This is a genomic window from Lysobacter enzymogenes, assembly GCF_900106525.1.
In the GTDB taxonomy this organism is placed as follows: Bacteria; Pseudomonadota; Gammaproteobacteria; order Xanthomonadales; family Xanthomonadaceae; genus Lysobacter; species Lysobacter enzymogenes.
Genome location: NZ_FNOG01000001.1, coordinates 592,622 through 618,047, shown reverse-complemented (window position 1 = coordinate 618,047; position 25,426 = coordinate 592,622). Strand labels below are relative to the sequence as shown.

Sequence of the window (25,426 nt, the reverse complement as noted above, 5' to 3'; positions counted from 1 at the left end):
CGGCGCAGCGCGGCGCTCAGGCCGTCGCCGCGCGCGGCCGCAGCAGCACGCGGGTGTCTTCGCCGAGCCGGCGCACGTCGATCACATCGAGCTGGAACTTGCGGCTCATCGCCTCGATGCCGAGGCCGTCGAACAGCGGCCGCGCGGTTTCGCCCAACAACACCGGCGCCACATACAGCAGCACTTCGTCGACCAGGCCCTCGCGCAGGAACGCGCCGGCCAAAGTCGCGCCGGCTTCGAGCTGGATTTCGTTGATGCCGCGCTCGGCCAGCAGCCGCAGCACGGCTTCCAGGTCGATGCGGCCCTCGCGCACCGGCACCGCGGCGAGCTGCGCGTCCAGGCCGCGCGGCGGCTTGGCGTCGGGCGCGTGCAGGTACAAGGTGGGCGCGTCGCCCTCGCGCACGCGGCCGCGCGCGACGGTGGCCAGGCCCGGGTCGAGCACCACCCGCAGCGGCGCCATGAACGGCGTCGCGTCGCCCAGGCGTACGGTCAGCGAGGGATCGTCGGCCAGCACTGTGCCGGCGCCGGTGACGATGGCGCCGGCGCGCGCGCGCCAATGCTGCACGTCCTGGCGCGAAGCCTCGCCGCTGATCCACTTGGATTCGCCGCTGGCCAGCGCGCTGCGACCGTCCAGGCTCGCCGCCAGCTTGACCCGCAGCCACGGCCGGCCGCGCTCGATGCGCGAGAGGAAACCGCGATTGAGCGCGCGCGCCTGCGCTTCCATCAAGCCGCTGCTCACCGCGATGCCCGCGGCCTGCAGCTTGGCGAAACCGGCGCCGTCGACCTGCGGGAACGGATCGCGCATCGCCGCGACCACGCGCGCCACGCCGGCTTCGATCAAAGCCTCGCTGCACGGCCCGGTGCGGCCGGTGTGCGCGCAAGGTTCGAGCGTGACGTAGGCGGTGGCGCCGCGCGCGCGTTCGCCGGCGCCGCGCAGCGCGTGCACCTCCGCGTGCGGCTCGCCGGCGCGCTCGTGCCAGCCTTCGCCGACGACTTCATCGCCGTGCGCGATCACGCAGCCGACCATCGGGTTGGGACGGGTGGTGTAGGCGCCCTTCTCGGCCAGGCGCAGGGCGCGGGCCATGTGGGCGTGGTCGGTGGCGGTGAATTCAGAAGTCATGGCGTTCGGCTCAGGGCGCGCGTTTGAAGCGGGTCGCATCGGGAAAATCGGAGGTCAGGCTGCCGTCGGCGCGGCGGCTGAGCGTGATGAAGCCGCCCTGCACCGCACCCAGCGCGCGTGCGTCGAATTCGATCAGGTACAACCGCTTGGTCGGATCGTTCACCGTCAGCCAACGCGGCTGGTCGGGTTGTTCGGGAAAGCGCACGCCTATCGCGGTCACCACGGCGCGCGCGGGCAAGGACGCGAATTCGAACTGCCCGTCTTCGCCGCGCGTCGGCGCCTGTTCGATCACCGTGCCGTCGGCCAGGCGCAGCATCGCCTTGGCATCGCCGACCGCCAGGCCGACGCGCGGTTCGTACACGCTGACCCGTACCGTCTCGCCGGCGCGGCGCGGCTGGTTCGCCCACTGCCGGCCGAGCGGCAACAGCCCGGCGTCCACGGCCTGTTCGAGGGTGTCGATGCCGTCCGTGCGCACCGCCTTCAGATCGGCCTGGGTGAGCGGTTCCGGCAATGCGCGCTTGATGCCTTCGCCGTCGATCGCCGCGCCCTCGACCAGGACCACGATGTCGTCGCTGCGCTGCCAACAACCGCTGAAATCCGCCCCCTGCACCGGCACGCCGAGCAGGCGGAAACTGCCGTCCTTGTTCAGTTGCAGGCTCTTGGCGGAGCTCGCCGCGGAGTCCGCTGCGGCCGATACGTAGCGGCCGGACAACGCGGCATCGGCCGGCTCGCAGGCGAATGCCGTCGGCGCGGCGCACAGCGATGCGCAGGCCATCAGGCCGGCGAACGCACCGCCCAGGCGCGAGGCCGGACGGCGGCCGCGCACAACGAAATCTGCGCTCATGGAATCTGCACTCATCAAATCCGCACTCCCGAAGTCCGCGCTCATGGCACACGCACGAAAGGTTCGCCGCGATCCGGCAGCGCCGGGCTCAGGCTGCCGTCGGCGTTCACTATCAACGTCATCGTGCCGCCGAACAGCGAGGCGGTGGCGCGCGCGTCGAATTCGATCATGTACAGCAACTTGGTGCGGTCCTCGACGCTGACCCAGCGCGGGCGGTCGGGCTGGTTGGGAAAGCGGATGCCGATCGCCTGCACCGCAGCGTCGGCGGGCAAGGATGCGAACAGATATTCGCCGCCGCTCGGACCCGGGCGGTTATCGATGACCTGCTCCTCGTCCGGCACCGCGGCGCCCTCGACGATGCGGCCGTCGCGCAAGCGCAACGAAACTTTGGCATCGCCCGGCGGAGCGCCGCTGGTCGGCTCGTACAGTTTGACCCGCACCGGCTCGCCGGCCTTGCGGTCCTGGTGCGCCCACACTCGCCCCGCTGCCAGCAAGCCGGCGTCCACCGCCTGCTGAATGGTCTGCACGCCCTCGCGGCGCACCTGGTTCAGATCGGCCTGCGTCCACGCCACCGGCATCGAGCGCTTGACCCCGTCGCCGCCGTCGGCCGCGCCCAACACCAGCACCACGGTATCACCGCTGCGCCGCCAACAACCGGCGATTTCCGGGTACGGCAGCGGCGGCAGGTCGTACCAACGAAAGCGCCCGTCGGCGCGCATCTGCAAGGTCGAGAGCTGTTTCTCGGACGGCGCGGCGAAGTTCGTCACCGCAGTCGTGTACTTGGCCGCCAGCGCCTGGTCGCCAGGCGGCGCGCAGGCCGCAGCGGCCGCGGTCGCCAGCGCCGATGCCGGCAGGCAACTGGCCAGAACCAGCGCGCGCGCAGCGCCGCGGCGCATGCGCACCGATCTTCCAGCGCCGGCCCGAGCGGCCGATCCATCGTTCATCGCGGTCTCCTTACCCCAATCCAGGCGTTCAATGCCGAACATAGCGTCCGCGCAGCTGCGGCGATACCAAGGCGCCGTCGTCCTGGTGCAGGATCATTTGTTCGAACGGCGCCGGCAGCGCTGCCGCGCTGTCCAGGCGGATCGCAAAAATACGGCCGCGAGCTTCGTCCAGCGCCACGGTTTCGCTCGGGCGGTCGGGTGCTTGCAGGATCGCGCGCTCCAGCCGCACGCCCGCGCGCCGCACCGCCAGCGCCCAGCCGCCGGGGCTGGTCTGGGTGCGCTCGCTGCGTCCGTCGGAATAAACGAATTCCACGCCGATGCCCTCGGCGCGGGCGCCGCGCTGCGGATCGCCGACGACGACGGCGTAGCCGCCGAAGGGGTCGGCCTTGGCCGCCGGATCCAGGCAGCGTTCGCGGCCCAGGCGCGGATCGGGCAACGCCGGCATGCTGCGGCCGGCGGCGGCGTGCAGCGCGGCAACCTGTTCCCGCTGTTGCAGATAGCTGCGCACCGCGCGATCGGCCGCGGCCTGGCCATCCGGGTCTGCGCCGGCGGCCGCCGCCTGCGCGGCCGCCGCCGCGGCCTCCAGGTTGCCCTGCGGCGGCTGTCCCCACGGCGTCGGTTTGGCCGCCGCGGCCGCGGTTTCCAGCGCCAGCCGCGATCGTTCGAGCGCCGCCAGCGCCGGCGCCAGCGACGCTGCGGCGGCGTTGCGGTGCGCCGGGTCGGCAGCGGGCGACGCTGCGGTGAATTCGATCTGAGCCAAGCCGAGCCGATAGGTCTTGAGGTAGGCGCAGGCCTCCTCGCTCAACGTCTCCTTGCGCTCCGAAGCGAATTCGTCCAGACGTTTTTGCGCGCCCGCATTCCAGGGCGCGACCTCATCGAGCGAGAACAGCGGCTTGGCCTGCGTCGGCGCCTGCGCGGTCAACAGGATCTGGTCCGCGCCCACGTTCCAGCGCCCCGTCGCGGACTGGACGATCGGGCCATAGCGCAGGCTCCATTCGAAACGCCCGTCGGGCTTGAGCAGCAGTTCCGATTCGCCCTCGGACGCGCCTTGCAGCGTGTAGCGCCCCGCCAGCGGCGCGCGCTGCCGGTCCTCGATCGGATCGGCGGCCTGCGCCGATACCGGCAGCGACGCCAACAGCAGGCTCAACAGCGCGGATCGGTATGCATCGGACATGCGCGAACTCCCTTCGGCGCGTGAATTCGGTGATTCCCGCCGGCGCCAGCGCTCCTGGCCTGCGTCCGGCCTGCCGCGGGCGCGCGCCCACAGCGAAAACTCAGCGTTTTTTCCGGTCCGGACGCGGGTCGTCCTCGCCCAGCAACGGCAACTGTCCATCGCCGGGCGCATCGCGCTCGAGCCGGTCGAGCTCCTCGCGGAAATCGGCCACGTCCTCGAACGAGCGGTACACCGAGGCGAAACGCACGTAGCCGACGTGGTCGAGCTTGCGCAGCTCGGCCATGACGAATTCGCCGACCCGGCGCGAGGCCAGCTCGCGCTCGGCGGTCATGCGCAGTTGGTGCACGACCGCGCGCACCGCCGCTTCGATCTGTTCTTCCGCCACCGGCCGCTTCTGCAGCGCGCGGTCGAAGCCGGCGCGCAGCTTGCGCGCGTCGAACGCCTCGCGGCGGCCGTCGCCCTTGATGATGACCGGCAGCTTCAATTCGATCGTCTCGATCGTGCTGAAGCGCTCGCCGCAGGCCTCGCACACGCGCCGGCGGCGGATGGTGGCGCCGTCGTCGGACACGCGCGAGTCGATCACGCGGGTGTCGTGGTGCTGGCAGAACGGGCAATGCATCAATCCACCGTGAGTCGGGACGAGAGTTGCGAATCGTAGCGTCCGCAACCGGTCATTTGTGCCGCCGGAATCCGTATTTCGGCCCGTCCGGATAAAACCGCATGGACACATTGCCATAATCCGCGACCGGCCGGCCATCGCGCAGCGCGGGCTTGAACGCGACTTTCCTGGCGAATGCGAGCGCGGGCGCGTCGAACACGGTGTCGTTGCTGCAGATCACGATGGCGTCGCGGGTACGCCCCTTGGCGTCGATGATGACCTTCACCACGACCTCGCCGATCTTTTCGCCGGCCGCGGCGGGATACGCCGCGTCGGGACGATTGTCGGGCTCCGGCGCGCGGCTCCCGGGTTGCGCATACCAGTCCGGCGCCCCGTAGCGGTCGTGGTCGGACAACCACGCGACACGATTTCTGGCGTGGAAATCCGAAATCTCGCGCCAACTGGCCCGGTACTTGCCTCCCTGCATGCCCATCTGGCAGGCCGGGATGTAGTAGGTCTCGGTCATGCCGATGTCCTGGCTGAAGTCCGGCCGGTTCGACGGCGACGGCGGCGACGGCGGGGCGACCACGATCGCTTCCTTCGCCTCCGCCGGCGTCAGCGTCCTGTACTCGATGACCGGCGCGGCGGAAGCTCCGCCCGGCGGAGCTTCGGCGGCTTGCACGCTTACGCATGCAAGCCAACCGAGCGCCGCCGATCGGAGCAGCGGTTTAGCCATACACCGGGAACTGCGCGCACTGCTTGGTCACGTTCTCGCGCACGCCGGCGATGACCTTCTCGTCCTTCGGGTTGTCCAGCACATCGCAGATCCACTCGGCCAGGGCCACGCAGTCGGCTTCCTTGTAGCCGCGGGTGGTGACGGCCGGGGTGCCGATGCGCAGGCCCGAGGTCACGAACGGCTTCTGCGGGTCGTTGGGCACCGCATTCTTGTTGACCGTGATGTGGGCGCGGCCGAGCGCGGCTTCCGCGTCCTTGCCGGTGATGCCCTTGCCGATCATGTCGACCAGCATCAGGTGGTTTTCGGTGCCGCCGGAGACGATCTTGTAGCCGCGCGCGATGATGGTCTTGGCCATGGCCTGGGCGTTCTTGACCACCTGCGCCTGGTAGTCCTTGAACTCCGGCTGCAGCGCTTCCTTGAACGCCACCGCCTTGGCCGCGATCACGTGCATCAGCGGGCCGCCCTGGATGCCCGGGAAGACGATGCTCTGCAGCTTCTTCTGCATGTCGTCGAAACCCACCGCGCCCTCGCCCTCGCCGACCGCGCCGTCCCAGCGCTTGGCCACGATGATGCCGCCGCGCGGGCCGCGCAGGGTCTTGTGGGTGGTCGAGGTGACCACGTGCGCGTGCGGCACCGGGCTCGGGTAGACGCCGGCGGCGATCAGGCCGGCGACGTGGGCCATGTCGACGAACAGATACGCGCCGATCTTGTCGGCGATGGCGCGGAAGCGCGCCCAGTCGACCACCTGCGAATAAGCGCTGAAGCCGGCCACGACCATCTTCGGCTTGTGCTCCAGGGCCAGGCGCTCGACTTCGTCGTAATCGATCAGGCCCTGGTCGTTGACGCCGTACTGCACGGCGTTGAACAGCTTGCCCGAGGCGTTGACCTTGGCGCCGTGGGTGAGGTGGCCGCCGTGGGCCAGGCTCATGCCCAGGATGGTGTCGCCGGGATTGAGCAGGGCGAAGTACACCGCCTGGTTGGCCTGCGAGCCCGAATGCGGCTGCACGTTGGCGTAGTCGGCGCCGTAGAGTTCCTTGACCCGGTCGATCGCCAGCTGCTCGGCGATGTCGACGTACTCGCAACCGCCGTAATAGCGCTTGCCCGGGTAGCCCTCGGCGTATTTGTTGGTCAGCACGCTGCCCTGGGCTTCCAGCACGCGCGGGCTGGCGTAGTTCTCCGAGGCGATCAGCTCGACATGGTCTTCCTGGCGGCGGGCCTCGTCGGCGATGGCCTGGGCGAGTTCGTCGTCGAATCCGGCAATACGGGTGGTGCTGGGGAACATTCGCGGCCTCGGGGAGAAGTTGAGCGGACGGGAGGGGGAGGACTCGCGCCAGGCCGTCCACGGGCCCGGACAGCGTGCGGACGGCCCGCCCGGGCTTGAAATCTCGGACCGGGCGGCCCATCTCCGCAGCGCGGCCCGAGTGCCTGAACCGGCCCGGGCGGCTTGACGTAAGACTTGAAATGTTAGCCTAGGGGCGTATGGCGGCCAACCGCCAAAGCGCGGCTCGCGCCGGCCCTGCCCGGGGCGGACAATGGCCCCGCCCTCCCCACCTCCCGGCCCGCCGCCGCCCGGCCGGCCCGTTCGTCCTTGGATGCCCCGACCGTGAAATGGGTCTTCGTTTTCCTGTTCCTGGCCGCCGCCGTCTACGTGCATTTCCGCGGCCGGGTGCGCCATCGCCTGGGCCGGCAGCTGCTGGACCACTCCACGTTCATGGCCCCCATCAACGTGCTGATGTACGCCTGCTCGCGGGTGCCGACCACGCCGTTCCTGACCCCGGAGCAGCATTTCCCGGAACTTGCGCCGCTGCGCGCGCGCTGGCAGGAAGTGCGGGCCGAGGCCCTGCACCTGCGCGAGATGCAGCAGATCAAGGCCGCCGACCAATACAACGACGTCGGCTTCAACTCGTTCTTCCGCCGCGGCTGGAAGCGCTTCTACCTGAAGTGGTACGACGAGGCCCATCCCTCGGCGGCCGAGCTGTGCCCGGTCACCACCCAGTTGCTGCGCGAGGTGCCCAGCGTCAAGGCGGCGATGTTCACCGAATTGCCGCCGGGCAGCGAGCTGCGCCCGCACCGCGACCCTTACGCGGGCTCCTTGCGCCTGCATCTGGGCCTGGAAACGCCCAACGACGACGCCTGCTTCATCGACGTGGACGGCCAGCGCTACAGCTGGCGCGACGGCGAATGGACCATGTTCGACGAGACCTACATCCACTGGGCGCAGAACGGTTCGCAGCACAACCGCATCATCCTGTTCTGCGACATCGAGCGGCCGATGCGCTTCGCCTGGGCGCGCGGGCTCAACCGCTTCATCGCCAAGCGCCTGATCGCCGCCGGCGCCTCGCCCAACAGCGAAGGCGACAAGACCGGCGCGATCAACAAGATCTTCAAGTACTTCTACGCGCTGCGGCTCAAGTCCAAGGCGCTGAAGGAACGCAGCAAGGGCACGTACTACTTCTTCAAGTACGCCGCCGTGGCGGCGGTGATCGCGCTGATCGTCTGGCTGTAAGGCCCCGCCGGGGAGCCGGCTGTTGTGGGAGGGCCTTCAGGCCCGATGCTTTTGTCTCAGGTCTCGGCGATCTGAGCGAAAGGCCTCGGGCCTGAAGGCCTTCCCACAACAGCGGCTCCCTCCCGCCCGGCGCTGCGGGGGTCGTTCGCCCGGATTCATCCCCGAATTCGCCTCCTGCGCCCACCCGTCCGCTGGAACCCGCCCCCCGGCTGCGGGATAATCGGCTGTTCGCAACGCCCCCCGCCCTGCCCCGCGGCCCCTTCCGGGCCCGGCCAGGCGCGCCTCTGCTTCGGAGTCCGCATGCAATACATCTACACCATGAACGGCGTCAGCAAGACCGTGCCGCCGAAGCGTCAGATCATCAAGGACATCTCGCTGTCGTTCTTCCCCGGCGCCAAGATCGGCCTGCTCGGCCTGAACGGCGCGGGCAAGTCGACCGTGCTCAAGATCATGGCCGGCGTCGATACCGACTTCACCGGCGAGGCGCGCCCGGCCAGCGGCATCAAGGTCGGCTACCTGCCGCAGGAACCGCAGATCGATCCGGAAAAGACTGTGCGCGAAGCGGTCGAGGAAGGCGTGGGCGAAGTGCTCAACGCCCAGGCCGCGCTCGACGCGATCTACGCCGCCTACGCCGAGGACGGCGCCGACTTCGACGCGCTGGCCAAGGAACAAGAGCGCCTGGAGGCGATCCTCGCCGCCGGCGACGCCCACACCCTGGAAAACCAGCTCGAAGTCGCCGCGGACGCGCTGCGCCTGCCGCCGTGGGAGGCCAAGGTCGGCAACCTGTCCGGCGGCGAGAAGCGCCGCGTCGCGCTGTGCCGCCTGCTGCTGCAAAAGCCCGACATGCTGCTGCTCGACGAACCGACCAACCACCTCGACGCCGAGTCGGTGGAATGGCTGGAACAGTTCCTGGCCCGCTACACCGGCACCGTGGTCGCGGTCACCCACGATCGCTACTTCCTCGACAACGCCGCCGAGTGGATCCTCGAACTCGACCGCGGCCGCGGCATTCCGTGGAAGGGCAACTACACCGATTGGCTGGTGCAGAAGGACGAGCGCCTGAAGCAGGAAGACAATCAGGAAAAGGCCCGCCAGAAGGCGATCCAGAAAGAACTCGAATGGGCCCGCCAGAACGCCAAGGGCGGCCGTTCCAAGGGCAAGGCGCGTCTGGCCCGGATCGAAGAGCTGCAGGCGGTGGATTACCAGCGCCGCCAGGAGACCAACGAAATCTTCATCCCGCCGGGCGAGCGCCTGGGCAACAAGGTGATGGAGTTCAAGAACGTCTCCAAGAAATTCGGCGAGCGCCTGCTGATCGACAACCTGAGCTTCGTCGTGCCGCCCGGCGCGATCGTCGGCATCATCGGCCCCAACGGCGCCGGCAAGTCGACCCTGTTCCGGATGATCATCGGCCAGGAAACCCCGGATTCGGGCGAGATCGACATGGGCCCGACCGTCAAGCTGGCCTACGTGGACCAGAGCCGCGACAAGCTGGAAGGCAACCACAACGTCTTCCACGAAGTCTCCGGCGGCCTGGACATCCTCAACATCAACGGCATCGAGATCCAGTCGCGCGCCTACATCGGCCGCTTCAACTTCAAGGGCCAGGACCAGCAGAAGATGGTCGGCAGCCTGTCCGGCGGCGAACGCGGCCGCCTGCACCTGGCCAAGACCCTGCTGCAGGGCGGCAACGTGCTGCTGCTCGACGAACCGTCCAACGACCTGGACGTGGAAACCCTGCGCGCGCTGGAAGACGCCCTGCTCGAGTTCCCGGGCAACACCTTCGTGATCTCGCACGACCGCTGGTTCCTCGACCGCATCGCCACCCACATCCTCGCCTTCGAAGGCGACTCGCACGTGGAGTTCTTCCAGGGCAACTACCGCGAGTACGAAGAAGACAAGCGGCGCCGTCTGGGCGAGGAAGGCGCCAAGCCGCATCGTCTGCGTTTCAAGGCGCTGAAGTGATTCCAGGCTGCGCCCGCCTCGCGCGGGCGCAGCCGGACCGCGGTTCCGCCACGGCAGGATGCATGCGACGGGACCGGCGACGGTCCCGTCGTCGTGTACGCAACCGGGATGTTCGTGGGCGCGGTTTGCTTGTGGGAGGGGCTTCAGTCCCGAGGCTTTCGTTCCAGGTCGCCGCGAACTGAGACGACAGCGTCGGGACTAAAGTCCCTCCCACAAGCGGACCCCTGCGGTAGGCCAGCTTCTCCCGCAAGACCGTAGTTTCGCTATCCACCGGCAGCGGCGTTACCCTGCCCCCGTCCGCCCCCGAGGATTCGCCATGACCCTGATGCACGCATTCGAACTCGAAGGCCTGCGCCGCGCCGGCGCCCTGGTGTCTTCGATCCTGACCACGATGCGCGAGGCGGCGGTGCCCGGCGCGGTCTCGCGCGAGCTCGACGCGATCGGCGCGGCGATGCTGCGCGAAGCCGGCGCGCGCTCGGCGCCGCAGCTGACCTACGATTTCCCCGGCGCGACCTGCATCAGCATCAACGAGGTCGCCGCCCACGGCATTCCCGACGGCACCGTGCTGCGCGAAGGCGACCTGGTCAACATCGATGTGTCGGCCGAGCTCGACGGCTATTTCGCCGACACCGGCGGCAGCTTCGTGGTCGGCGCGCCCAACCCGACCCAGCGCAAGCTGCTCGACGCGACGCTGCAGGCGCGCGACGCCGCCATCGCCCAGTTGCGCGCCGGCAACCTCATCAACAGCATCGGCCGCACCGTCGAAAGCGTGGCCGCGCGCCACGGCCTGCGGGTGATCCGCAATCTCGGCAGCCACGGCGTCGGCCGCGCCCTGCACGAGGCGCCCGGCAACATTCCCGGCTATTACGACCCGCGCGACACCCGCCGCCTGCACGAGGGCATGGTGATCACCATCGAACCATTCCTGGCCACCCACTGCACCCACACCGACGAGGGCGCGGACGGCTGGGCGATGATCTGCCGACGCGGCTTCGCGGCGCAGTTCGAGCATACGGTGGTGGTGACCTCGGGCGAGCCGATCGTGGTGACGTAACCAAGCCACGAAGCTCCGCCGCAGCGCTTACGAAATTGCAAAACCTCCATGGCGTCATTCCGGCGAAAGCCGGAATCCAACCGAAGCTACGCAGCCCAGCCGCTGCACTCCGAAGCTACAAACCTCCACGCCGTCATTCCGGCGAAAGCCGGAATCCAACCGAAGCTGCGTAGCCCCGCCGCCGCACTCCGAAGCTACAAACCTCCACGCCGTCATTCCGGCGAAAGCCGGAATCCATTTTGCTCTTGCTCTCCCGCGCGCCAAAAAACCAAGAGCAAAATCAAAATGGATTCCGGCTTTCGCCGGAATGACGGGGTGGGGATAGCACCTACCAACCTCATCACCGCACCACGAAGGAATTCCCCATGAGCTTCATGCAGGCATTGCGCCGCCGCTGGCAACAGGCCGACACCCTGGTCTGCGTGGGCCTGGACCCCGAGCCGGCCCGCTTCCCGGCCAGGTTCGCCGCCGACGCCGACGCCGTGTTCGCCTTCAACCGCGACATCGTCGACGCCACCGCCGAGTTCGCCTGCGCGTTCAAGCCGCAGATCGCCCACTTCGCCGCGCTGGGCGCCGAAGACGCGCTGACCCGGCTGATCGCCCACATCCACGCGCGCTATCCCGAGGTGCCGGTGATCCTGGACAGCAAGCGCGGCGACATCGGCAGCACCGCCCAGCACTACGTCAGCGAAGCCTTCGACCGCTACCGCGCCGACGCGGTGACGGTGAACCCGTACATGGGCCGCGACTCCGCCCAGCCCTTCCTCGACCGCGCCGAGCGCGGCGTGGTGGTGCTGTGCCGCACCTCCAATCCGGGCGCCGGCGACCTGCAGGATCTCGATGTCGGCGGCCGCCCGCTGTATCAGCGCGTGGCCGAGAAAGTCGCGAACGAATGGAACGGCCACGGCAACTGCGCGCTGGTGGTCGGCGCGACCTGGCCGGAACAGTTGCGCGAAGTGCGCGCCATCGTCGGCGAGCTGCCGCTGCTGGTGCCCGGCGTCGGCGCCCAGGGCGGCGATGCGCAGGCGGTGGTCAGCAACGCCAAGAGCGCCGACGGCACCGGCCTGATGATCAACAGCTCGCGCGCGATCCTGTACGCCTCCAGCGGCGACGATTACGCCGAAGCCGCGGCCGCCGCGGCGCGCGCGCTGCGCGACGACATCAACCGCTACCGCTGAGGCCGCGGCGCCGATGGCGGCGAAACTGCACGAATTGGACCTCGCGCAACTAGAGACCGCGGTAGCCGCGCTGCACCGACGCGGCCGGATCGAGTTCCTGCACCGCGGGATGATGCCCGAAGCGGATGTGTTCCTGTGCCGCAGCGGCGGCCGCCGCTTCAACGTCAAGTTCGATCTCGCCTACGGCGCGCAGGTCGACGCCGTGGACGCGTTCTCGCGGCAGGAATTGGCTGAGCTCGAACAAGCCTTGAGCGAAGCGGCGGCTTAACCGCCGCAGCGGCCCGCAGGCCGCTTCGGCGCGTACGGCCTTCAGCCTTCGAACGCGCGCAGGCCGCCGTCGCGCCAAACGAACAGGCCGGACGACAAGCCATACGGCGAGCTGCGCGCGATCTCCTGCGCGATCTCGCGCAGCGCGGCCACGCTCTCGCCGTCCTCGCTGCCGCACACCATCAGCTCGTCGCGCGCGGCGATGGCGAACACCGGCTCGCCGCGCAGCTCGATGCGATCGCGCCAACGCTCGAACAGCAGCGCCATGCCCGCGTCGTAGTTGCGGTCCAGCCGCGCGGCGTAACGGCCGCCGCCGCCCTTGAGCTCCAACTGCGGCAGCGAGCGGGCCAGATTCTCCAGCGCGTGCGCGCGCAACGCGTCGCCGCGCAACTCGCGCTGTTCGGCTTCGTGCGGCGAAAGAAAACTCATCGAAGCCGGCGTGTCGAGCACGTAGGTGACGATCAGATCGCCCGCCAGCGGCTCGACCACGAACGGCGCGGCGTCCATGTCCGGCTGCGAGGCGCGCAGCTGATTCATCGCGGTGTCGTGCCAGTCGCGGGTCTTGATGACCGGCAGCACCACGCCCGCTTCGTCGTCTTCGTCCTCGGCCGACAACCGGCGCTGCATCTCGCGCACCGAGGCCATCTGGTCGGCGAGCACCGCCTCGAGCGCCTGCGGCTCGCTCAGATAACGCTGGTAAGCATTGCCCAGTTGCAGCCCGGCCTGGATTTCGCCGGGCAGCGACACATCGATGCGCGCCTCGTTCTGCGCGCCGGGGACGATGCGGATGTGCGCGTCGGGAAAGGCGTCGCGCAGTTCGCCGGCGAAGCGCTGGGCGAAGGCCGGCAAGTCGAGGAGGGCGGGAGTTGCCGCGGAGGGCGTGGCCGGTTTGCGGCCGAACAGCTTGCTCAGAAAAGACACGACCGGTTCCTTGTGGTCATTGCGGTGGGCCGACTATACCGCCGTATCGCAGCGCGTCATCGCCGCGCCGCGGCGCCCGCCCGGTTCAGCCTTCGAACGCGTGCAGGGCGCCGTCGCGCTGCACGAACAACTGCGCAGACAAACCGTAGGCCGAATCGCGCGCGATCTCCTGCGCCACCGTGCGCAGCGCGCGCAACGCCGGGCGGTCGTCGCTGCCGCACAGCAACAGCTCGTCGCGCGCGGCGATCGCGAACACCGCCTCGCCGCGCACCGGCGCGCGCTCGCGCCAGTGCTCGAACAACAGCGCCATGCTGGCGTCGTAGTTGCGGTCCAGGCGCGCGGCGTACAAGCCGTCTTCGCCCTGCACTTCCAGCTCCGGCAGGAACCGGCGCAGGTTGCGCAGCGCGCAGGCGCGCAAGGCTTCGCGGTCGAGGCCGCGGCGTTCGGCTTCGGCCGGCGACAGGTAGTCCATCGACTCGGGCCGGTCCTCGGCATAGGTCAGCACCAGGTCGCCGGCCAGCGGTTCGATTACGAACGCGCTGCGCGCGCCGCCGCCGATCGAGCGCGCCTGCTGCAACGCCAGCTCGTGCCAGGCGCGGGTCTTGAGCACCGGCAGGATCGCGTCGTCGCGCGCGGCTTCGGCGCCGCGCTCGTAGCGGCGGCGCGCTTCGCGCGCGGCCGCGACCTGTTCGGCCAGCACGTGCTCCAGCGCCGCCGGCGCGGCGAGATAGCGTCGGTAGCCGTCGCCGACGAACTGGGCGTCGGCGAATCCGTCGGCCAGCGACCAATCGATGCGGGTGTCGGCCAGGTGCGCGCCGAAGCTCAGCCGCACCCGCGCCTGCGGCCAGGCCGCGCGCAAGGCCTGGGCGTGGCGCTCGGCAAAGGTGTGCAGGTCGAGCGGGTCGGCCGGCAACGAGGCGGCCTGCGCCGGTTCGGAGCCGCGGCCGCCGAACAGCCGGTTCAACAAGGTCAACGACATCGCCGTCCCTCCGTGGCCGGGCCCCCTGCCCGCGCCGGCCGACTATACGAACGCCGCCGTGAGGGCGCGCCTCACGCCGCAACGCACGCGGCGAGCGCGGTGGCGATCACGCTGGCGGTCGTCACCGGTGCGGCCTTCGCCGGCTAGGCTAGGCGGTATGAACGCCGACTCCGCCGACTCCACCGCTCCCGCCTCGCCCTCCCGCCGCCGCGCGCTCGCCGCCGGGCTGGCCGCGCTCGGCGCGGCCGCCCTGCCCGGCTTCGCCGCCGCGGACCCGGCCGCGCGCACCCGCATCGTCCTGCTCGGCACCGCCGGCGGGCCACGCCCAAGGCGCTGCGCGCCGCGCCGGCCAGCGCGGTGGTGGTCGGCGACGCGGTCTACGTGGTCGATTGCGGCAACGGCGTGGCGCGCCAACTCGCGCTGGCAGGTCTGCGCCTGGGCGCGCTGCGCGGCGTGTTCGTCACCCATCACCATTCCGACCACAACGCCGACTACGGCAATCTGCTGCTGCTCGCCTGGGCCGCCGACCTGCGCTCGCCGGTCGGCACCTGGGGCCCGCCGCCGCTCAAGCGCATGACCCGGCAGTTCCTGCGCATGAACGATGTCGACATCCGCACCCGCATCGCCGACGAGGGCCGCGCCGATCCGGCCACGCTGATCCGCGCGCACGAGCTGCGCGCCGGCGGCGAGGTGATGCGCGACGAGCGCGTGCGGGTGCGCGCGGCCGTGGTCGAGCATCCGCCGCTGCGGCCGGCGTTCGCCTACCGCTTCGACAGCGCCGACCGCTCGGTGGTGTTTTCCGGCGACACCCGGCCGAGCGCGGCGCTGATCGAACTGGCGCGCGGCGCCGATGTGCTGGTGCACGAGGTGATGTATCTACCGGCGCTGGAGAAGCTGATCGCGAGCGAGCCGCAAGCCGCGCGGCTGCGCCAGCACCTGCTCGACAGCCACACCACCGCCGAGCAGGTCGGGCGGGTGGCGAGCGAGGCCGGAGTGAAGACGCTGGTGCTCAACCACTTCGTGCCCGGCGGCGATGCGGCGCTGACCGACGCGGTCTGGCGCGCCGCGGTGGCGCCGCATTTCAAGGGCGAGTTGGTGATCGGGCGGGATTTGCTGGAGGTTTGAGCGCGGCGGTTGGGTGGCGCGCTTGGATGCGGTTTGCGCGGCATGAGGAAAGATGGCGGTCGCGGCTCGCGCCGCTCCTACAGGAAGCCCATGTAGGAGCGGCGCGAGCCGCGACCGCGAAGTCTCAAGATCGCCGCGCCACCGCCTGCCACCGACTCACCGCAACGCCGCCCGCAACGCCGCGATCGGAAACCGCAGCCAGATCGCCGCGAACACCCCCGCGCGCACCAGCGCGCCGCGCCGCGGCGCTTCGAACTTGCGGAAATAGCGCCACAGCCCGCGGTGCTTGTTCCATTCGACGAAGAACGGCCGCGAGCGGCTCGACACGCCGCGCACGTGGACCACGCGGATGCCGTTGGCCACCGCGACCACGCCGCCGGCTTCGCGCACGCGCCGGCACAGGTCGAGGTCTTCGGCGTGCAGGCGATAGCCTTCGTCGAAACCGCCGATGCGCGCGAACAGTTCGCGCGGCATCAGCATCAAGGCGCCGGAGGTGGCCTGCACTTCCTGCAGAGGCTGACTGTCGATCGGCGCCACCGCCATCTTCGGCGCCGCCCACGGGCGCAAGATGCCGGCCAGCATCGCGCCGAAGTCCGGGTCGCGCCGGCGCACCGCGACGTCGCGCTCGCCTTGTTCGTTGACCAGGTCGGCGCTGAGCAGGCAATCGCCGAGCGCCGCGCCGAGCGCGTGCAGGCGCCGCAGCGTGTCGGGTTCGACCATGCAGTCGGGATTGACGAAGGCCAGCCAGTCGTCGTCGTCCGGCGCCGGCTCCAGATCGGCCGCGCCCTGGTTGCAGCCGACCGAGAAGCCGGGGTTGTCGGGGTTGGCGATGAAGCGCAGGCGCGGGTCGAGCGAGGCCTGGCGCTGGACGATGTCGAGGGTGCCGTCGTCGGACTGGTTGTCGACCACGCGGATCGCGCCGACGCCGTCGCAGGCGCGCAGGCGCTCCAGGCATTCGTCGATGGTCGCGGCGCTGCGGTAGCTGACCACCACGGCTTTGAACATGCCCTTGGGAGCCGCCTGCGCGGCGGGGTCAGAGGAAGAGATCACGTTGCATGTCCGGTGGGCCGACCTGGGTCAGGCGGTCGGCGAGTCGTTGGCGCAGGTCGCGCAGCGGATCCTGCATGAGGAAATGGGCCAGGCGCGCGTGCCAGTCGGGCCAGCGCGCGGCCAGCGCGTCCATGTCGCCGTCGTGCGGCCGGCCCTCGCCGGCGCGCGCGACGAACGCGGTATCGCACAGCACGTTGCGCCAGCCCAGCCCGGACAGGCGCAGCGACAGGTCGGTCAATGCGGCGTACCACGAGCCGTAGCTTTCCGCGTCGAGGCCGCCGGCGCGGCGGCGCGCGGCGCCGCGCAGCAGCACGGCGTGGCCGATCGCGGCCGGCAGTTCCGGGTGCGCGGCCGGCATCTGCGCCAGGGCGCGCGCCAGCCGCTCGGCGTCGCCGACGTCGGGAATCGGGTCGATCTCGCCGATGCGCGGCCACGACGCGGCCTCGCCGGCGTTGCACCACGGCGTGGCCGAGGCGATCGCGCCGTCGGCGGCGAAGCTGGCCTGCAGGCGGCTGAGCCAGCCCGGCGCCGGCACCGCGTCGGCGGCGAGCACGGCGACGTCGGCGTCGCCGCAGGCCTTGAGGATTTCGTCCAGGTGCACGACCTCGCCGACCGAGCGCTGGCGCCGGCTGTAGTCGGCGCGCAGGCGGGTGCTTTGCAACCAGCGCTCGACGATGGCGTAGCCGCGCGGGCCGGACTGGGCGTCGTCGGCCAGCCACACCCGCGCGCCGGGCGGGGTGCAGGCGTCGAGTGCGGCCAGGCAAGCGTCGAGGGCGTCGTCGTCGACGCCGACCGGGACGACCACGATCGGCAGGTCGCTCATCGCCGCGGCTCCGCGTACGCGCCGCCGCTGACATCGTCGGCGCGGCGTTCGCCGGCCGATCCGCGGCTGCCGTCGCCGTGCGCCGCGACGCCGACGGCGCGGGCCGCGGGAGCGGCGGCGCGGCGGTGCGTCGGCGGGGGCATGCGGTGTTCGGCCATCGGGGCGTCGGTGCGGGACGGCCCATAGTGTGCGGGATCGCGGCCGCTAGCGGGTGATGGCGGCGTCAGCGGCGGCCGCCGCGCCGCCGCCGGCCTCTCCCCGTAGGAGCGGCGCAAGCCGCGACCGCGCCAATGCGGCGACGGCGCAAGCCGCGCGATAGCGACGTTCGCGTCGGCGTCGCAGCCCTATCGCGGCCACGAGCTGCGGTCGCGGCTTACGCCGCGGCTACTCGCGGCATCGCAGTCGCATCGCGGCGTGGAGTTGCGCGGTCGCGGCTTGCGCCGCTCCTACAAAAAGCCCAAGAAGCCGCCGGCATCGCGCAAAAGAACGGGGCCGGCAAGCCGGCCCCGTGCAGTCGTGCGTGCCGCCTCGCGGCGGCGCGGCTTACTTCTTTTTCTTCGGGTTCAGCGGTTCCATCGCGCGGAAGCGGCGGCTGTACTCGTCGGTCAGGTCGCGCGACTCCTGCGGATTGCGCACCAGGGTCGGGGTCAGCAGGATGATGGTTTCGCGCCGCTCGGTCGACGTGCCCTGGTTGCCGAACAAGCCGCCCAGGATCGGAATCCGGCTCAGTCCTGGCAGGCCCTTGGAGTTGCGGTCGGTCTTGTCGTTGATCAGGCCCGCCAGCAGCACCGTCTCGCCGCTCTGCACCGCCGCCTCGGTCTTGAGCTTCTTGGTGTCGATGGTGACGTTGTTGCTGGTGCCCACGCGCGCGCCGGCCGAGCTGACTTCCTGCACGATGTCGAGGAACACCATGCCGTCGCGGCTCACCCGCGGCCGCACCTTGAGGATCACGCCGGTGTCGAGGTACTGCACCTGGCTGTAGGTGTTGTTGTTGCCGATGCCGGTGTTCACCGACACCGACTCGATCGGGATGCGGGTGCCGACGTTGAGCGTGGCCTCGGCGTTGTTGCGCACGAACACCGACGGCGTCTGCAGGATGTGCACGTCGGTGACCTCGTCGAGCGCGCTGATCACCGCCGCGGCGTCGTTCTTGATCAGCGACCAGACCAGGCCGTTGCCGCCCTTGCCGCCGACGCTGGCGCCGATGGTGCTCCACTTGGAAGGCACCGCCGGATTGGTGGCTCGGTTGAGATTGGGGAATCCGTTGTCGGTCGCGGCCTGCTCCAGGAACCACTGCACGCCGTACTTCATGCCGCTGGTGAGGGTGACCTCGGCCACCTGCGCCTCGATGTGCACCTGCATCGGCATCACGTCGAGCTTGTCGATCACGTTGCGGATCGACTTCCACGCCTGCGGCGTGGAGCGCACCAGGATCGAGTTGGTCTCCTCGACCGCGGCCACGCCGACCTTGGCGCCGTCGACTTCCAGCGTCACCGAGCCGTTGCCGGCCTGGCGCTGGCCGAGCGAGGCGCCGCCGCCGAGGCCGCTGCCGCTGCCGCCGCCGGACGAACCCAGGCCGCTGTCGCTGCTGCTCTTGCCTATATCGGCGGTGGACGTGCCGCTGCCGTTGTCGCGCACTTCGGTCGATTCCAGCCCCGGCATCAGCGAGGGCGAGCCTTCGCCGCCACCGCCGCCGCTGCGCCCGCCGCCGAACACTTCCGACAGCCGGTCGGCCAGATCCTTGGCCTTGATGTACTTGAGCTCCTGCGTGTACAGCTGCACGCCGTCGCCGGCGCTGTCGATGCGTTCGAGCCAGTCCTTGATGTCGTCCAGGTACTCGGCCTGCGGGGTGATCACCATCACCGCGTTGGCGCCCTCGATCGGCATGAAGCGGAACATGCCCGACACCGGCGACTTGCTCTGTTCGCCGAACACTTTCTCCAGGTCGGCCACGACCTTGCTGGCCTTGCCCGACTGCAGCGGGAACACGCCCACCGACATGCCCGACAGCCAGTCGACGTCGAACACCTCGATCGTGCGCAGGTAGTGCTCGAGCTCGGAGCGGGTGCCGCCGACGGTGATGACGTTGCGCGCGTTGTCGACGTTGACGATCGCGTTGGGGCGCGCGTAAGGCTTGAGGATCTTCTCCATCTCGGTGGCCGAGACGTACCTCAGCGGCACCGTGCGCACTTCGAAGCCGCGCGCGGTCTCGGCGCTGCCGGTGCGCGCGGAGACGTTGCCGGGCAGGGCCTGGTCGGCCGGCACGATGTTGTAGCGGCCGCCGCTGTAGATCAGCCGCGCGTTGTTCCAGCTCAGCACCATCTCGAGCAGGTTCATCGCCTCCGAGGCGTTGACCTGCTTGGGCGTGGACAAGGTGACCGTGCCCTGCACGCCGGGCGCGATCACGTAGTTCTGCCCGAGCATCTCGCCGAGGATCGCCTTGACCACCGCGTGCAGCGACTCGCCCTCGAAGTTGAACGAGGCGGTGCCGGTGGTGCCGGGCAGGCCCGGCGGCGGCTTGGACGCGGCGCTGCGGTTGATGACCTGGCCGGTGCCGCGGCGGATCTGCGCCGTGGGCCCGTCTTCCTCGGTCTTGGTCGGCAGCGGCTCTTGCTCGACGCCGTTGTGCACCATGCGCACGCCGGCCTTCTCCTCGCTCGCGCCCTTCATCGCCCGCGGGTCGCCGTCGCGCTTGAGCTTCGGAGAAATCACGCTGGCGCACGAGGCCAACTGGGTGGCGATGATCGCCGCGGCCAGGGCGTGGGTGGCGAATTGCTGAGTTCGTTGCTTCATGCGTTCCACTCTGCGTGCCAGTCTCAAGGCGAGTTGGCCGGGGGTTGGGCGGCTTGCTGCTGCCGCAATTGCGCGCGTCGCGCTTCGATGCGCTTACGGATGGCTTCCATCTGGGCTTGTTCGGTCAGCGGTGCGGCGGTGGCGTCGGCGCCCTGCGGCGCGGGCGTGGGTTGCGGCGGCGGCGGCGGCGGCACGTTCGCCTGTTGCGGCTGCGGCACCGGCCGGTTCGGCGCGGGCATCGGCACCGGCATCGGCCGTCCGCCCGGTTGCGGCTGCGGTTGCGGCCCGGCGACCGCGGTCGGCGGCTGCCCGCCCTGGCCGTTGAACACGCGCAGGTCCAGTTCGCGCCGGCCCTCGGGGCCTTCGAACACCGCGCGGCGCGGCTCCAGCGAGCTCAGGCGCCAGGACGGATGCGACTCGGGCACCTCGCCGAGCTTGACCGGCACCGATTCGCTGCCGTCGGCCGGCTGCAGGATCGCCATCGACAGCTGCGGGGTGATCAGCACGCTGGTCAGCAGGTAATCGAACGCGGCCTGCTGGTTCTCGCCTTCGCCCTTGCCCTGCATGAAGAACGGCTTGGGCCGGCGGTCGTCGACGAACAACGGGCGCGCGGCGATCTCGCCGTACTGGCTCAGCGGGCCGAGCGCGTCGGGCGGGCTCTTGCGCGCCTGCGGCAGCGGCTTGACCAGGGTCGGGTCGGGCGGCAGGGCGTCGACGTGACGGCCCATGCCGGCCAGCGCCAGCACCCAGGTCAGCAGCGCCCAGCCGGCCGCGGTGGCCAGCAACCAGGTCCGCGGGCTGGCATCGTCAAGGCGCATCGGCACCTCCGCCGGCGTTGGCATTGGCGTTGCCGCCGCGCGCGTTGGCCGCGGCCGGCGCGGCGGGGTTGGGGCGCAGGTAGCCGTACAGGTCGAAGCTCACGTCCAGGCCGCCGTCGTTGGCCGGGCCGGCGCTGCCGGGCACGAAATAGCCGCGTGTGGACAGCAGGTTGAGGTTGCCGACGAACAAGCGCGGCGATCCGCTTTCCAGCGAATGCAGCACCGCCGCGGTTTCCGGCGCGCCGCAGCGCAGGCGCACCTGCACCACCACGCGCGCATAGCGGTCGCCGCGGCGCGGTTCGGCCAGCGGCGAGCGGTTGACGATGCCGCAGCTGCGGTTGCCCGGACTGGCTTGCAGCACCACGGTTTCCAGGCGCTGGACCAGGCCGGCGGTGGCCAGCTCGGCGGTGGCCTCGGACAGGAAGCCGGGACGGCTGGACTGCTGCTCGCGCACGCGCTGCAGCAGGTTGCGCACCTGCGGCGCCTGCTGCAGTTCCATGCGCTGGCGCAGTTCGCGTTCCTGCAGGCCGCGCAGGCTGTCGTCGGCCTCCAGCATCGGCACCGTCCACCACGGGTGGATCAGCACCGCGTAGGCGATACCGAGCGCGGCGACCAGCAGGCCCAGGGCCAGCCAGCGTTCGCGGTCGGCGCCGAGCTGGCGCAGGCGGTTGCCGGTCACGTTAAGGGCCACGCGCGCCCTCCGCGTTCTGCGCCTTGGGCGCGCCGATCTCGGCGGTCAGGGTGAAGCGGTCGCGGCCGGTGGCCGGATCGGGCTGGACCGCGCCGGTCAGCGCCGGCGAGCGCCACAGCGGCGTGCCCTGCAGCTTGCCGATCAGCGAGGAGGCCTCGCGGCTCAGGCCGATCATCAGCAGGCTCTCGTCTTCGATCGCCAGCTTTTCCAGGTACGTGGTGTCGGGCATGCGCCGGCTCAGTTCGTCGATGATCTGCACGGTGCTCGGGCGCGCGGCGCGGGTGCGGTCGAGGAAGGCCTGGCCTTCGATCAGGTCGACCAGCTCCTGGCGCTGGGTCGCGGCCTGGCGTGCGGCGTTGGCGTTGCGGGCGATGGTCTGCTGCAGGTCCTTGATCGCGGCGCGGCGGTTGTCGAGCACCTGCCACATCGCCGCGGCCAGGGCCAGCAGCGCGACCGCGGCCAGGGCCAGGTTCCAGTAGCGGAACGGGTCGCTGCGGGTGCGCCGCTGCGCCGGCGGCAGCAGGTTGACGCCGAGCGGGACGCCGTCGGCGCCGGCCACTTCGATGCCGGCCAGGGTCGCGGCCAGCGGGCCGATCGCCTGCAGTTGCGGATCCAGCGACTGGCGCGGCACCGCGACCAGTTCGGCGTCGATCTGGCCGTCGCCGTCGCGGCGCGCGAGCACGCGCGCGTCGAAGGCGACCGCGTCGGCGGTGAACGGGGTCTGGCGGTCGATCTCGAAGCCGACCACGTCGCGCAGGCGATCGGCGGCGGCGGCCGGCAGGGCCAGGCGGCGGCGCAGGCTCGCCGCCGGCGGCAGCAGCAGCCAGCGCGGCAGCTCGGCCACGCGCGGCGGCAGCAGCGGCGCCAGCGGGTCGGCGGGTTCGGCCTTGGTCTCGTCGTTCCAGCTCGACAGGTCCGGCAGCACGGCCAGTTCCTGCACCTGCTCGGCCTGTTGCAGGCGCAGGCGGACCTGGCCGCCGTCGACCTGCAGCAGCAGCCGGCCGCGGTCCACGCCCAGGGCCTGGCGCGTGCGCAGCGGCAGCCACGAGGCCAGCGTGCGGCCCCACCAAGAGAAAAAGCCGCCCGCGCCCGGCGCCAGGCGCGCGCTCAGACTGCGCAACCGGTTGGCGGCCAACCGGCCTTCGGCTACTTGCGAGTTCATCGTGTTGAAGCTCCCTCCTCCCAACGCAGCGGGGTATAAGGCATTCCCGGCACCGCTCCCCCTCCCGCTCGCACGACCACCCGCAACACCGATTCGCGGCCATCCGTCAGCCGTGCACGGCTCTCGATACTATAGGTGCCGCTGCGTTCGCCGACGAGACCGCCGCCGACGCCGTCCGCTCCGGCACCTTGCAATTGTGACCCCGGCTGGTTTCTTTCTCGTTGACGTACCAAGTCGGCGCCGTTCAACCCCATAGCATCGAGCACTTCCTTGGCGGCGAAGGCCTGCTCGGGGCGAGTGCGTCCGCTGTAAACCGTGACCAGGGGCTCGATCCGCGCATACAGCTCGGGGGTGAAGCCCAGCACCTGTTCGAGTTCGGCGACGCTTTCGAATTCCGCATCCTTGGCACCGTAAGGGCGCCCGGCCGAGGAGTAATCGGCGTCTTCGGCGCCGCCGGCCGGCTGGCTCAGCGTGTCGGCGTCGCGCCAGTCGATGATCGCGCCGGCCAGTCTCGCCGCTTCGGATTGTTCGAGTTTTCCGGCGCTCTGCAGCAGCCCGGTCAGCAATTGCATGTCGGCCTGGTTGAGGTCGACCTTGCCGTTCTCGTCGACGATCTTGATCTCCAGCTGCGCCTCGCCGTAGCGCCAGCGGTTCGGGCGCCCGTCGGGCAGCCACTGCAGTTTCTGGTCGCTGCTGCCGACCCGGGTCAGCGCGTACTCGACCCCGGCGCGCGCGGCGTTCTGCGCGACCAGCCCGCGCACCTGCACCCGACCTTGCAGGTTTTCGGTGCGCGCGCTGAGGGCGAAGGCGCCGATCAGCGCGGTCAGCAGGGCGATCAACCACATCACCAACAGAAGCGCCGCACCGCGGGTTCTTGAAGGTCCGACAAAAGCACCATCGCGATGTCCGAGCCGCCGTACCGCCCCACCCGCCCCGCGAACACGAACGGTCCGCGCCAGCGCTCCAGCAGCGCCCGCGAACCTGACTCCCGATTCCCCCAGACCAGTCCCCATCACAGCTCCGGCACGAATCCGCCACCGCTGGCGGTCGCCAACGGCAACGACACCACCAGCGGCGGCCACGCCCGCCCATCGCGGTCGGTCAGGGTGACTTCCACCAGCATCGGCAGTTGTTCCGGCTGCTGCCAGCGTTCCTGCCACTCGCCGAGCTGGCCACGCTGCGGGTCCATGCTGCGATAACGAAAGCGCGCCGACTTCAGGCCATCCACCAGCACCTCCGGCGGCCGCGGCCGCTCGTCCTTGATCGTCTCGCCGGCCAGCACCATCGACAGCTGCAACACGATCCGGGTCTGGTCGCCGTCGGCTTCGATGGCGAAATCGTGCAGGTACGGGCCGCCCTGGCCCAGGTAGTCGGGCAGGTCGGCGACGAAGCGCAGGCGGTCGGGCTCGCCGACGAAGCGCTGCGGCACCGCGGTGCTGGGATCGAACGCGAACGGCACCGGCCGGGTCGCGGCGATGCGCCGGCGCAGGAAGTTCTCGACCGCGCGCTCGCGTTCGCTGCGCTGGGCCAACACTTCGCCGCGGGTGGCGGTCTTGGTCGCCGCCGACAATGTGGCGAACGCCAGCGCCAGCCCGGCCACCAGCAACACCATCGCCAGCAGCACTTCGATCAGGGTGAAGCCGCGCGAGGCGCGCGGCGGCGCGACGCGGCGGCTCACAACTGCATCTCGTTGCCGGCGTTGCTGCTGCGCAGGCTGCGCAACAGCAAGCGGCGGCTGGCGCCGCCCTCGCCCCACTCCACCGCCAGCTGCACTTCGAACAGGCGCATGGCGTTGGGGTCGATCGGTTGGTTGGACGGCGGCAGTTGGGTGTCGCGCCACTGCGCGATGCCGAGCGTCCAGCGGTAGCGGCCGTTCTCGAACTCGCCGCTGCGCTGGCCCGGCGAGATCGGCTGGCCGACCCCGACCTGGTCCATCAGCGATTGCGCGTACAGCGCGGCGCGGCCGGCGTCGGCCGACCAGCGCACCTGCTTGGCCGCGCCGGACAGCGAGCCCAGCAGCAAGGTCAGCGCCGCCGCCAGCAGGGCGAAGGCGACGATCACTTCGAGCAAGGTGTAGCCGCGCTGGTTGGCGCGGCGCGGCGGCGGACGCACAGCGCGCGCGCTCATCGCGGCGCCTCGCCGCGCTTGAGTTTGACTTCGCCGGTGAGCCAGGCGACGTCGACGTTCCACGCCGCCTGCTTGGCGTGCAGCTTGACCCGGCCGCCGGTGGAGGCGCCGTCGGGGAAGAACACGATCGCGCCCTCGCCGCGGCGCGGCTGCACTTCGCGCGCGCCGGTGAAGACGATGCCGACCGACTTGGGAATATCGCCGCTGCGCCCGTTCGGCGCGCGCCAGGTGTGCGCGCTGGGGTCGATGGTGAACTTCTGCGAACGGCCGCTGGCGATGGCCTGGCTGCGGGTGTAGCGCAGTTGCGCGGCGACCTGCTTGGACGCGGTGCGCAACTGCATGCCGGCGATGCCGCCGTTGAGCGCGGCCACGGTGAGCACGCCGATGGCGCCGATCAGCGCGATCACCAGCAGCATTTCCAGCAAGGACAGGCCGCGCTGGCGCAGCGCGCCGCGCGGCGCCGTGCGGCGCGCGGACGCGCCGACCGCATTCGCGGCCGGTCCCCGACGCCCTCCGCGGGCGGAGGGACTGTGCCGCGCGGCGAGCATCTATCG

Annotated in this window: 27 protein-coding genes; 6 read left to right on the top strand and 21 right to left on the bottom strand. The window is 70.6% G+C overall.

All coding sequences use genetic code 11. From position 1 onward, the window contains the following. Positions 1 to 16: 16 nt before the first annotated feature. The 7 genes from ribD to glyA all read right to left on the bottom strand — a co-directional run bounded on the left by ribD (position 17) and on the right by glyA (position 6,698). Positions 17 to 1,120 (bottom strand): bifunctional diaminohydroxyphosphoribosylaminopyrimidine deaminase/5-amino-6-(5-phosphoribosylamino)uracil reductase RibD, encoded by a 1,104-nt coding sequence (gene ribD / locus BLU84_RS02690; protein ID WP_074862561.1) that lies wholly within the window; start codon positions 1,118 to 1,120, stop codon positions 17 to 19. A gap of 10 nt (positions 1,121 to 1,130) precedes the next feature. Continuing rightward, positions 1,131 to 1,964 carry a hypothetical protein gene (locus BLU84_RS02685; protein ID WP_074862558.1) on the bottom strand — a complete coding sequence of 278 codons (834 nt, stop codon included), beginning with the start codon at positions 1,962 to 1,964 and terminating at the stop codon, positions 1,131 to 1,133. 41 nt (positions 1,965 to 2,005) lie between these two features. Beyond that, entirely contained in the window at positions 2,006 to 2,860 is an 855-nt protein-coding gene (locus BLU84_RS02680) for a hypothetical protein (RefSeq protein ID WP_074862555.1), read from the bottom strand. Positions 2,861 to 2,936: 76 nt separating this feature from the next. Further along, entirely contained in the window at positions 2,937 to 4,082 is a 1,146-nt protein-coding gene (locus BLU84_RS02675) for a hypothetical protein (protein WP_074862552.1), read from the bottom strand. A gap of 100 nt (positions 4,083 to 4,182) precedes the next feature. After that, the gene (gene nrdR / locus BLU84_RS02670) at positions 4,183 to 4,701 is read right to left on the bottom strand and encodes a transcriptional regulator NrdR (RefSeq protein ID WP_074862551.1); all 519 of its coding nucleotides are present in this window, start codon (positions 4,699 to 4,701) and stop codon (positions 4,183 to 4,185) included. A gap of 52 nt (positions 4,702 to 4,753) precedes the next feature. Then, a complete protein-coding gene (locus BLU84_RS02665; protein WP_074862548.1) occupies positions 4,754 to 5,362 on the bottom strand; it encodes an energy transducer TonB family protein in 609 nt (202 codons plus the stop codon). Positions 5,363 to 5,408: 46 nt separating this feature from the next. Beyond that, entirely contained in the window at positions 5,409 to 6,698 is a 1,290-nt protein-coding gene (gene glyA / locus BLU84_RS02660) for a serine hydroxymethyltransferase (protein ID WP_074862546.1), read from the bottom strand. 321 nt (positions 6,699 to 7,019) lie between these two features. Here glyA and lpxO point away from each other — a divergent pair, with 321 nt between their 5' ends. Both lpxO and ettA read left to right on the top strand, forming a co-directional pair. Next, positions 7,020 to 7,922: a lipid A hydroxylase LpxO gene (gene lpxO, locus BLU84_RS02655; protein WP_074863295.1), complete on the top strand. Its 903-nt coding sequence runs from the start codon at positions 7,020 to 7,022 to the stop codon at positions 7,920 to 7,922. 300 nt (positions 7,923 to 8,222) lie between these two features. Further along, entirely contained in the window at positions 8,223 to 9,884 is a 1,662-nt protein-coding gene (gene ettA / locus BLU84_RS02650; protein WP_074862543.1) for an energy-dependent translational throttle protein EttA, read from the top strand. Here ettA and BLU84_RS28165 read toward each other — a convergent pair. After that, positions 9,868 to 10,098, bottom strand: a complete 231-nt coding sequence (locus BLU84_RS28165; protein ID WP_425479318.1) for a DUF6053 domain-containing protein — start codon at positions 10,096 to 10,098, stop codon at positions 9,868 to 9,870. The genes ettA and BLU84_RS28165 overlap by 17 nt on opposite strands. A gap of 102 nt (positions 10,099 to 10,200) precedes the next feature. Here BLU84_RS28165 and map point away from each other — a divergent pair, with 102 nt between their 5' ends. The 3 genes from map (at position 10,201) to BLU84_RS02635 (ending at position 12,384) form a co-directional block, all read left to right on the top strand. Next, positions 10,201 to 10,938, top strand: coding sequence for a type I methionyl aminopeptidase (gene map, locus BLU84_RS02645; RefSeq protein ID WP_074862540.1), 738 nt, complete (start codon positions 10,201 to 10,203; stop codon positions 10,936 to 10,938). A gap of 365 nt (positions 10,939 to 11,303) precedes the next feature. Continuing rightward, on the top strand, positions 11,304 to 12,116 hold the full coding sequence (gene pyrF, locus BLU84_RS02640) for an orotidine-5'-phosphate decarboxylase (protein ID WP_074862538.1): 813 nt from the start codon (positions 11,304 to 11,306) through the stop codon (positions 12,114 to 12,116). 13 nt (positions 12,117 to 12,129) lie between these two features. Beyond that, positions 12,130 to 12,384 carry a hypothetical protein gene (locus tag BLU84_RS02635; protein ID WP_074862536.1) on the top strand — a complete coding sequence of 85 codons (255 nt, stop codon included), beginning with the start codon at positions 12,130 to 12,132 and terminating at the stop codon, positions 12,382 to 12,384. Positions 12,385 to 12,425: 41 nt separating this feature from the next. Here BLU84_RS02635 and BLU84_RS02630 read toward each other — a convergent pair whose 3' ends face one another. Further along, positions 12,426 to 13,304 (bottom strand): DUF1444 domain-containing protein, encoded by an 879-nt coding sequence (locus BLU84_RS02630; protein WP_074862533.1) that lies wholly within the window; start codon positions 13,302 to 13,304, stop codon positions 12,426 to 12,428. A gap of 85 nt (positions 13,305 to 13,389) precedes the next feature. After that, on the bottom strand, positions 13,390 to 14,283 hold the full coding sequence (locus BLU84_RS02625; protein ID WP_074862530.1) for a DUF1444 domain-containing protein: 894 nt from the start codon (positions 14,281 to 14,283) through the stop codon (positions 13,390 to 13,392). A 357-nt stretch (positions 14,284 to 14,640) separates the two neighbouring features. Between BLU84_RS02625 and BLU84_RS02620 the strand changes: the two genes are divergently transcribed. After that, on the top strand, positions 14,641 to 15,408 hold the full coding sequence (locus tag BLU84_RS02620; protein ID WP_233431045.1) for an MBL fold metallo-hydrolase: 768 nt from the start codon (positions 14,641 to 14,643) through the stop codon (positions 15,406 to 15,408). 156 nt (positions 15,409 to 15,564) lie between these two features. On the opposite strand, the gene BLU84_RS02615 is transcribed toward BLU84_RS02620, so the two are convergent. The 11 genes from BLU84_RS02615 to xpsH all read right to left on the bottom strand — a co-directional run bounded on the left by BLU84_RS02615 (position 15,565) and on the right by xpsH (position 25,420). Then, positions 15,565 to 16,413, bottom strand: coding sequence for a glycosyltransferase family 2 protein (locus tag BLU84_RS02615; protein ID WP_074862528.1), 849 nt, complete (start codon positions 16,411 to 16,413; stop codon positions 15,565 to 15,567). Between the two features lie 28 nt (positions 16,414 to 16,441). Continuing rightward, positions 16,442 to 17,281, bottom strand: a complete 840-nt coding sequence (locus tag BLU84_RS02610; protein WP_074862525.1) for a glycosyltransferase — start codon at positions 17,279 to 17,281, stop codon at positions 16,442 to 16,444. Continuing rightward, positions 17,278 to 17,439: a hypothetical protein gene (locus tag BLU84_RS27445; RefSeq protein WP_211664500.1), complete on the bottom strand. Its 162-nt coding sequence runs from the start codon at positions 17,437 to 17,439 to the stop codon at positions 17,278 to 17,280. The genes BLU84_RS02610 and BLU84_RS27445 overlap by 4 nt, the downstream gene beginning before the upstream one ends. A 385-nt stretch (positions 17,440 to 17,824) precedes the next feature. Beyond that, a complete protein-coding gene (gspD, locus tag BLU84_RS02605; RefSeq protein ID WP_074862521.1) occupies positions 17,825 to 20,074 on the bottom strand; it encodes a type II secretion system secretin GspD in 2,250 nt (749 codons plus the stop codon). Positions 20,075 to 20,097: 23 nt separating this feature from the next. Then, complete coding sequence (locus BLU84_RS02600; protein ID WP_074862519.1) at positions 20,098 to 20,892, bottom strand: hypothetical protein; 795 nt, start codon at positions 20,890 to 20,892, stop codon at positions 20,098 to 20,100. Beyond that, complete coding sequence (gspM, locus tag BLU84_RS02595) at positions 20,882 to 21,583, bottom strand: type II secretion system protein GspM (protein WP_233431044.1); 702 nt, start codon at positions 21,581 to 21,583, stop codon at positions 20,882 to 20,884. Before gspM ends, BLU84_RS02600 begins: the two co-directional genes overlap by 11 nt. Then, the gene (locus tag BLU84_RS02590; protein WP_083382264.1) at positions 21,573 to 22,745 is read right to left on the bottom strand and encodes a PilN domain-containing protein; all 1,173 of its coding nucleotides are present in this window, start codon (positions 22,743 to 22,745) and stop codon (positions 21,573 to 21,575) included. Before BLU84_RS02590 ends, gspM begins: the two co-directional genes overlap by 11 nt. After that, positions 22,742 to 23,590 carry a type II secretion system minor pseudopilin gene (locus BLU84_RS02585; RefSeq protein ID WP_074862517.1) on the bottom strand — a complete coding sequence of 283 codons (849 nt, stop codon included), beginning with the start codon at positions 23,588 to 23,590 and terminating at the stop codon, positions 22,742 to 22,744. The genes BLU84_RS02590 and BLU84_RS02585 overlap by 4 nt, the downstream gene beginning before the upstream one ends. A gap of 167 nt (positions 23,591 to 23,757) precedes the next feature. Further along, positions 23,758 to 24,423: a prepilin-type N-terminal cleavage/methylation domain-containing protein gene (locus BLU84_RS02580; RefSeq protein ID WP_074862515.1), complete on the bottom strand. Its 666-nt coding sequence runs from the start codon at positions 24,421 to 24,423 to the stop codon at positions 23,758 to 23,760. Next, positions 24,420 to 24,872, bottom strand: coding sequence for a type II secretion system protein XpsI (gene xpsI / locus BLU84_RS02575; protein WP_074862513.1), 453 nt, complete (start codon positions 24,870 to 24,872; stop codon positions 24,420 to 24,422). Before xpsI ends, BLU84_RS02580 begins: the two co-directional genes overlap by 4 nt. After that, entirely contained in the window at positions 24,869 to 25,420 is a 552-nt protein-coding gene (xpsH, locus tag BLU84_RS02570) for a type II secretion system protein XpsH (RefSeq protein ID WP_083382263.1), read from the bottom strand. The genes xpsI and xpsH overlap by 4 nt, the downstream gene beginning before the upstream one ends. Between the last annotated feature and the right edge of the window lie 6 nt (positions 25,421 to 25,426).